The organism is Bartonella sp. TT29SHDZB (genome assembly GCF_042193395.1).
GTDB lineage: Bacteria > Pseudomonadota > Alphaproteobacteria > Rhizobiales > Rhizobiaceae > Bartonella.
The window spans coordinates 1-1,022 of the sequence record NZ_JBHILQ010000104.1 but is presented as its reverse complement, the minus strand read 5'-3'; the positions used below and the strand labels follow the sequence as shown (position 1 = coordinate 1,022).

The 1,022-nt window shown below is 36.5% G+C and carries 2 protein-coding genes and 1 pseudogene; 1 reads left to right on the top strand and 2 read right to left on the bottom strand.

The annotated features are described in order from the left end of the window. Window positions 1-211: pseudogene (locus tag ACFIJJ_RS09835) on the top strand (late control protein); the annotation flags it as partial. An 84-nt stretch (window positions 212-295) separates the two neighbouring features. Here ACFIJJ_RS09835 and ACFIJJ_RS09830 read toward each other — a convergent pair. Together ACFIJJ_RS09830 and ACFIJJ_RS09825 are read right to left on the bottom strand one after the other, a co-directional pair. After that, a complete protein-coding gene (locus ACFIJJ_RS09830) occupies window positions 296-616 on the bottom strand; it encodes an addiction module antidote protein (RefSeq protein WP_273783426.1) in 321 nt (106 codons plus the stop codon). Then, window positions 603-905, bottom strand: a complete 303-nt coding sequence (locus tag ACFIJJ_RS09825) for a type II toxin-antitoxin system RelE/ParE family toxin (protein WP_212113015.1) — start codon at window positions 903-905, stop codon at window positions 603-605. The genes ACFIJJ_RS09830 and ACFIJJ_RS09825 overlap by 14 nt, the downstream gene beginning before the upstream one ends. Window positions 906-1,022: the final 117 nt, after the last annotated feature.

Below are 1,022 nucleotides of genomic sequence, written 5' to 3'. Positions count from 1 at the left end.
GCGCATCAAAAGTGTTAAGCACAAACTTGATAAAACGGGTGGTTACACCACAAAAATAGAGTGCGAACTTTTTGATGCATCACAAGAAGATGCGGCTGGAAGCGTTGCAAACACAACACCAGACAAGGATGATACCCTTGATCCAAACGCCCCACCAAACGCATGCGACGAAGGCGAAGGCGTCATCCATATGGACGAAGAGGATACATGATAGGTTATAAACCAGATGTAGAGCCCCTCATTTAAAAGATTGCTTAAATACCTCCCTTCCCCATCTTTAAAGGTGGGGAGGTAGTCAAGATGCTTCTTCTAAAGCTGCTTGTTCCTTACAATTATTTTGGATAGGCGTTAAGCTAATCTGCAAATTTAAAGCACTCAAAACACTGAGAAAAGTAGAAAGCCGTGGGTCGCCTTTATCACTTAAAGAACGATAAAGAGACTCTCTTGATAGCCCTGTATTTTGGGCGATTTTACTCATTCCTTGGTTTTTCGCTATTATACCAAGAGCATGGGCAAGATACTTACTATCTTTGCTTTCAAGAGCATCTTCTAAAAGAATCCTTTGTGTCTCAGGTGTCTTGAAATATTCACTTGTGTCAAATTTAGTAATTTCCATGTTTCATTTCCTTTACTAATTGAAGAGCTTTTTCGATATCTTTTTGTTGTGTAGATTTATCACCCGCATTTAATAACAAAATGATTTGTTTACCTTGTTTTACAAAATAGATTCTATAGCCAGGACCATGATGTATTTTTAACTCTCCAATTCCACGGAAAAATTTTACATTTCCAAGAAATCCCGTTTCTATTCTTGCTATCCGTTTAACAATATGCGCTTGCGCAATCTCATCTTTTAAAGAATCTAGCCATTTTATAAAATGCTCTGTTTTGTATACTGTAAACATTTGTAACTTATAAGATACAATTATTACAATGTCAAATACATTCTTTTGTTCCAATGAAAAAGCGACATGAAGCTTAACCAAGCTATCTTTCCGAATGAGAAAGATGTCAATTTTTTT